The sequence below is a fragment of the Hydrogenophaga sp. 70-12 genome, assembly GCF_001897365.1.
In the GTDB taxonomy this organism is placed as follows: Bacteria; Pseudomonadota; Gammaproteobacteria; order Burkholderiales; family Burkholderiaceae_C; genus Hydrogenophaga; species Hydrogenophaga borbori.
The window spans coordinates 1-6,101 of record NZ_MKSS01000375.1 but is presented as its reverse complement, the minus strand read 5'-3'; the positions used below and the strand labels follow the sequence as shown (position 1 = coordinate 6,101).

At 71.1% G+C, this 6,101-nt stretch carries 7 protein-coding genes; 5 read left to right on the top strand and 2 right to left on the bottom strand.

Annotated features, from left to right (window positions below; genetic code table 11):
* On the bottom strand, window positions 1-933 hold a 933-nt coding region (locus BGO22_RS19245), incomplete at its 3' end, for a response regulator (RefSeq protein WP_286852237.1).
* A gap of 147 nt (window positions 934-1,080) precedes the next feature.
* Here BGO22_RS19245 and BGO22_RS19240 point away from each other — a divergent pair.
* Genes BGO22_RS19240 through BGO22_RS19230 form a run of 3 tightly spaced genes read left to right on the top strand, consistent with a single transcriptional unit; the run spans window position 1,081 to window position 4,016 of the window.
* Window positions 1,081-2,571, top strand: coding sequence for a protein adenylyltransferase SelO (locus BGO22_RS19240; protein WP_070398374.1), 1,491 nt, complete (start codon window positions 1,081-1,083; stop codon window positions 2,569-2,571).
* A 13-nt stretch (window positions 2,572-2,584) separates the two neighbouring features.
* A complete protein-coding gene (gene msrB, locus BGO22_RS19235) occupies window positions 2,585-2,992 on the top strand; it encodes a peptide-methionine (R)-S-oxide reductase MsrB (protein WP_070398373.1) in 408 nt (135 codons plus the stop codon).
* A gap of 4 nt (window positions 2,993-2,996) precedes the next feature.
* Window positions 2,997-4,016 carry an LLM class flavin-dependent oxidoreductase gene (locus tag BGO22_RS19230; protein ID WP_070398372.1) on the top strand — a complete coding sequence of 340 codons (1,020 nt, stop codon included), beginning with the start codon at window positions 2,997-2,999 and terminating at the stop codon, window positions 4,014-4,016.
* A 9-nt stretch (window positions 4,017-4,025) separates the two neighbouring features.
* On the opposite strand, the gene BGO22_RS19225 is transcribed toward BGO22_RS19230, so the two are convergent.
* Window positions 4,026-4,988, bottom strand: coding sequence for a YcjF family protein (locus tag BGO22_RS19225; RefSeq protein ID WP_070398371.1), 963 nt, complete (start codon window positions 4,986-4,988; stop codon window positions 4,026-4,028).
* 108 nt (window positions 4,989-5,096) lie between these two features.
* Between BGO22_RS19225 and BGO22_RS19220 the strand changes: the two genes are divergently transcribed.
* Both BGO22_RS19220 and BGO22_RS19215 read left to right on the top strand, forming a co-directional pair.
* Window positions 5,097-5,642, top strand: coding sequence for a septation protein A (locus BGO22_RS19220; RefSeq protein ID WP_070398370.1), 546 nt, complete (start codon window positions 5,097-5,099; stop codon window positions 5,640-5,642).
* A 7-nt stretch (window positions 5,643-5,649) separates the two neighbouring features.
* Complete coding sequence (locus BGO22_RS19215) at window positions 5,650-5,922, top strand: BolA family protein (RefSeq protein WP_070398369.1); 273 nt, start codon at window positions 5,650-5,652, stop codon at window positions 5,920-5,922.
* Window positions 5,923-6,101: the final 179 nt, after the last annotated feature.

Genomic DNA, 6,101 nt, shown 5'->3' with positions numbered 1-6,101 from the left:
GATCCAGGCGCGCGGGGCGCCCGGCCCCGGCGCGCAGTCCACCTCGATGCGCAGGCGCGGTTCGGCCGTGTCGCGCAGCGCCAGGATGGCGTTCTTGGTCAGGGTGCACAGCACCAGGTACAACAGGTCACGCCGCCCGGGCAGGCGGAAGTCCTGCCGCAGCTCGGTGCTCACCCAATGGCGTTCGCGGTCTTCGAAGGGGTACTCGTCGACCAGCGAGCCCAGCAGGCTGGCCGCGCTCACGGTCTGCGGGGCGGCGCCCGGGTAGGCGTCGCGCGCCGACTGCACGAAGGTGGCCACCAGCGACTGGCAGTACAGCGCCCGTCGCTCGGCGCGCTGCAGCGCCGCCAGCAGCTCCTGCGGGCCCAGGCCCTCGAAGCGCACCGTGCCCGGGGCGTCGCCCGGCTCCGGCGGTCGGTGGCGCTCCAGCACCGCCGCCACGCTGCCGCGCACGGTGGCCAGCGGCGTATTGAGCTCGTGCGCCAGGAAGCCCAGGGTTTCGCGCAGCGCGGCGGCGCGGCCCTCGTTGAGCGCACGCTCCAGCGCCTGGTGGCGGTAGAGCGACAGCGCCTCGCGCAGGGCCTCGCGCGTGGGCTCTTCCTCCAGGGGCTTTTCCAGGATGCGCATCACCTGGCCCTGGTTGACCGCCGCGATGGCCACGTCTTTCTCGGCATAGGCCGTGACCAGCAGGCGCACCAGGTGGCGGTGCTCGCGCCGCACGAAGCGCAGCAGCTTCATGCCGTCCTGCTCGGGCATGCGGTAGTCGGTGATGAGGGCCGCGAAGCTCTCTCCGCGCTCGGTGAGGATGGCCAGCGCTTCGTCCACGCTGGCGGCGGTGGATATCTCGAATTCGTCGCCAAAGCAGCGCGAGAACCACTGCCGGGACACGGCTTCGTCGTCAACGAACAGGATGGCCTGGGCGTCAGTCCGCATTGTTCTTCTTCATGGTTGTTATTCCCCCTGGCGCCAGCGTGCGGCCGACGCATAACCGGCGCCTATTATCAAGTGCGGCCCGGTGCTGGCAATCCGCCATGGCCCTGGTGCCACGCCGGAATACCCCCTGCGGGGACAATTCACCAGATGAACGACACCGCGCTCGCCGCGCCCGCGGCGCTGGACCTCGCCCGGCCCTGGCGCCACCGCTTCGCCGACCTGGGGCCGGCCTTTTACACCGAGGTGCAGCCCACCCCGCTGCCCGACCCCCACCCGATCGGACTGAACGCCCCGCTGGCGGCCGCGCTGGGGCTGGACCCGCAGCGCCTGCGCCAGGCCGACGCCGTGCGGGCGCTGGCCGGCTCGCTGCCCATCGAGGGCACGCGCCCCCTGGCCACCGTCTACAGCGGGCACCAGTTCGGCGTCTGGGCCGGCCAGCTCGGCGACGGCCGGGCCATCCTGCTCGGCGAGCTGGACACGCCCGAGGGGCCGATGGAGGTGCAGCTCAAGGGCGCCGGCCTCACGCGTTACTCGCGCATGGGCGACGGCCGCGCCGTGCTGCGCAGCTCCATCCGCGAGTACCTGTGCAGCGAGGCCATGCATGGCCTGGGCATACCGACCACGCGCGCGCTCAGCCTCACCGGCTCGCCGCAGCCGGTGGTCCGCGAGACCGTGGAAACCGCCGCCGTGGTGGCGCGCGTGGCGCCCAGCTTCATCCGCTTCGGGCACTTCGAGCATTTTTCGGCCAACGGCCACACCGCCGAGCTGCGCCGCCTGGCCGATTTCGTCATCGACAGCTGGTACCCCGAATGCCGCGACGGCCAGGGCAATGCCTACGCCCGGCTGCTGCAGGCCGTGAGCGCGCGCACCGCCGAGCTGATGGCCCAGTGGCAGGCCGTGGGCTTCTGCCACGGCGTGATGAACACCGACAACATGAGCGTCCTGGGCCTCAGCATCGACTACGGCCCCTTCCAGTTCATGGACGCCTTCAACCCGGCGCACATCTGCAACCACAGCGACCATGGCGGGCGCTACGCCTACCACCGCCAGCCCAACGTGGCCTACTGGAACCTGTTCTGCCTGGGCCAGGCCCTGCTGCCGCTGATGGACGAGCAGCAACAGGCGCTGGACGCGCTGGAGCCGTACAAGACCCTGTTCCCCGCCGCGCTCACGCGCCGCATGGGCGCCAAGCTGGGCCTGGCGGACACCCGGGACGGCGACGCCGAACTGGTCGAATCGCTCATGCAGCTCATGGCCCAGGACGCGGTGGACTTCACCATCCTGTTCCGCCGCCTGGGCGACGCCGCCGAGGGCCGACTGGACCCCGCGCGCGACCTCTTCCTGCAGCGCGAGGCCTTCGACGCCTGGGCCGCTCGCTGGCAGGCGCGCCTGCGCGCCCAGCCCGGCTTCGACGCCGCCACCACCGCGGCCGCCATGCACCGCGTCAACCCCCGCATCGTGCTGCGCAACCACCTGGCGCAGACGGCCATCGAACGCGCCCAGCAAGGCGATTTCAGCGAGGTCGACCGGCTGCTGAACGCCTTGGCGGCCCCGTTCGACGAACGAACCGGCGAGGACGACCTCGCCGCCTTCCCCCCCGACTGGGCGCAGCACATCGAAATCAGCTGCTCCTCCTGAAAGGACCGCCGACATGGACTTCCCCATCAAGAAAACCGAAGCCGAGTGGCGCGAGATCCTCGCCGCCAAGGGCGCCGAGCCCGGCGCCTTCGAGGTCACGCGCAAGGCCTACACCGAGCGCCCCTTCACCGGCAAGTACGAAGAGATCTGGGCCGATGGCAGCTACCACTGCGTCTGCTGCGGCAACCACCTGTTCGACGCCGGCACCAAGTTCGACGCCGGCTGCGGCTGGCCCAGCTTCTGGAAGGCCATCCCCGGTGCCATCACCGAAATCAGCGACCGCAGCCACGGCATGGTGCGCACCGAAACCGTGTGCAGCCAGTGCGGCGCCCATCTGGGCCATGTGTTCGAGGACGGTCCCGCGCCCACCGGCCTGCGCTACTGCATGAACTCGGCCGCCATCGACCTGCAGGAGAAGTGAGCCGATGCCGAACCTCGCCGACATCCGACTGTCCATGCTCGACCTCGTCGCCGTGCGCGAAGGCGGCAGCGTGGCCGACGCCCTGGCCATCACGCGCCAGACCGCCCAGCACGTGGAGCGCCTGGGCTTCACGCGCTACTGGCTGGCCGAGCACCACAACATGAGCGGCATCGCCAGCTCGGCCACGGCCGTGCTGGTGGGCCACATCGCGGGCGCGACGCAGCGCATCCGCGTGGGCTCGGGCGGCGTGATGCTGCCCAACCACGCGCCGCTGGTGGTGGCCGAGGCCTTCGGCACCCTGGCCGAGCTGTACCCGGGCCGCATCGACCTGGGCCTGGGCCGCGCGCCCGGCACCGACGGTCTGACCATGCGCGCGCTGCGGCGCGACCGCGTGGAGACCGAAGCCGATTTCCCGCGCGAGGTGGCCGAGCTGGCCGCCTTCCTGGGCCCGGTGCAGCCGGGCCAGCGCGTGGTCGCCGTGCCGGGGCAGAACACCCACGTGCCGATCTGGCTGCTGGGCTCCAGCCTGTTCTCGGCCCGGCTGGCGGCGCAGCGCGGCCTGCCCTTCGCCTTCGCCTCGCACTTCGCGCCGCGCCTGCTGCTGCAGGCGCTGGAGGTCTACCGCGCCGAGTTCCAGCCCTCCGAGACCCTGTCCAAGCCCTACGCCGCCATCGGCGTGCCGCTGATCGCCGCGCCGACCGACGAGGAGGCGGAGTACCTGGCCAGCAGCACCTACCAGCGGGTGCTGGGCATCCTCACCGGCAAGCGCGGGCAGCTGCCGCCGCCGGTCGAAGGCTTCGTGGCCTCGTTGGCCCCGCACGAGCGCCAGGGCATCGGCGACTTCCTGGCCGCCGCCGTCATCGGCAGCCCCGATTCGGTGCGCGCGGGCCTGCAGCGCCTGGCCGACCTGACTGAGGCCGACGAGTTCATCCTCGTCAGCGACGTGTTCGACCCGGCGCTGCGCCTGCGCTCGCTGGACATCGCGGCGGCGGTCATGCGCGAGGGCGCACCGGCGCCCGCCTGAGCGGCGCGTTCAGCGCCCGCGCACCATCGCCATCACCTGGCCCGCGTCCAGGGTGGCGGCCTTCTGCTGGATCTGTGGCAGGTACTGCGTCTGCATCTGCTTGGCCGGGCCGAGCAGGTCCTGGAAGCTCTGCTTGAGCAGGTCCGTGCTCATCTGGCGCCCGCCCGCGTAGTAGCGCTTGGCCACCTGCCCCAGCGCGTAGGTGGTGGCGAAGGAGAACGCCATGCCGGTGGCCGCGCGGCCCACCCCGCCCAGCGCGCGCCCCGCGGCCTTGCCCAGCAGGCCGCCGATGAGCTTGCGCCCGAACTGCTCCAGGTACTGCGAGGTCAGGCCCACGCCCACCGCCGCGATGAACTCGCGGATGTGGCCCTGGTCCAGCTCCACGCCGTGCGCCTTGCCGATCTCGTAGACCATCTTGACCTGCAGCGGAATGATGGCCATCGAGGCCCAGGACTGCGGCAGCAGCTCCAGCGCGCCGTTGAGCAGCGCGTAGTTCAGGATGGACTTGTCCAGCGCCGCCCCGTCGGGCCCGCGCCGCTCGCTCGCGACCGGGGCCGCGGCGGCGGCCACCGCCACGGGCGCCACGGTGGCGGCCGCGTCCACCAGCTCGGCCTCCGCCTTCTCGAACGCCGCCGATTCGGCCGCATCCGGCCGCAGCCGCGCCTTCAGGTCGGCCAGGAACGCCGTTTCGGCCGGCGAGCGGGCGCCGTCGGCGTCGCACACGCAGACCGCCATTTCGTAGGCCAGTTCCCGCTGGCCCGGGTCGCCCAGCCGGGCCACACAGGCCGCCAGGTCCACCCGCTTGAGCAGCACGTCCTGGTACACCCTGGCCAGGCCGGCGGCCCCCCCCTCCCCGCCCAGGGATTCGGCGATGCCGCGGATGCTCTCGCGCTCGGCGTCGGCCTTGGCGCCGTCGGCCAGGGCGGCCATGAGGGCGATGGTGAGGATGGCTTGCTGTTCTTGCGGGCTCATGAAATCTCCAGACGACGAACGGGAAGGGCCGCCAGGCGGCGGCGGAAAGTCAGAGCCGCCCGGCCCCGCCGCGGTTCCCTGGTGCGGGCTCCACGGATAATCGCACCCATGCGCCTGCTGATCGACTTTTTCCCCATCCTGCTCTTCTTCGCCGCCTACAAGATGCAAGGCATCTACCTGGCCACCGGCGTGCTCATGGCCGCCACCGTGGCGCAATGCGGCATCGTCTACGCCATCGACCGCAAGCTGCAGAACATCCACAAGATCACGCTGGTGCTGGTGCTGGTGTTCGGCGTGCTCACCCTGGTGCTGCAGGACGAGCGCTTCATCAAATGGAAGCCCACGGTGCTCTACGCGGGCATGGCCGTGGTGCTGGGCGCCGCGCTGTGGGGCTGGAAGAAGAACTTCCTGCAGATGCTGCTGGGCAGCCAGCTCACCCTGCCCCAGCCCGTGTGGGCGCGCCTGACGGTGGCCTGGGTCGGCTACTTCCTGTTCATGGCCGCCATCAACGCCTGGTTCGCCGCCTATCAGACCACCGAGCAATGGGTGAACTTCAAGCTCTGGGGCTACATCTTCCCGGTGCTTTTCATCGTCGCGCAGGGCCTGTACATCGCGCGCCACATCAAGGACGACGAGCCCCGCTCCGAAACCTGAGCCACCCATGAGCCCCACCGTCCCCACCGCCGCCGCCATTGAGGCGCGGCTGCGCGACACCCTCGCGCCCAGCGCCCTGGAAGTCATCGACGAAAGCGCCGCGCACGCGGGCCATGCGGGCGCCAATGGCCTGGGCTACGGCACGCATTTCCGGGTGCGCATCGCGGCGCCCGCCTTCGCCGGACTGGGCCGGGTGGCGCAGCATCGCCTTGTGTATGATGCCCTGCGTCAATTCACCGACGCCGGGCTGCACGCCCTGGCCATCGAGATCCAGCGCTGACACGGCCCCCGGCTACCTTCTGTCACATCCCCCGCGAACCCGCGCGGGCGCGTCGGCTCCAACCCCTTTTTCCAACTCCGAGGATTTCCATGAAAGTCACCCTCACGGCACTGACCGCGGCGGCGCTGATCACCACCGCTCCCTGGGCGGCCGCGCAGAACGTGGCCATCGTCAATGGC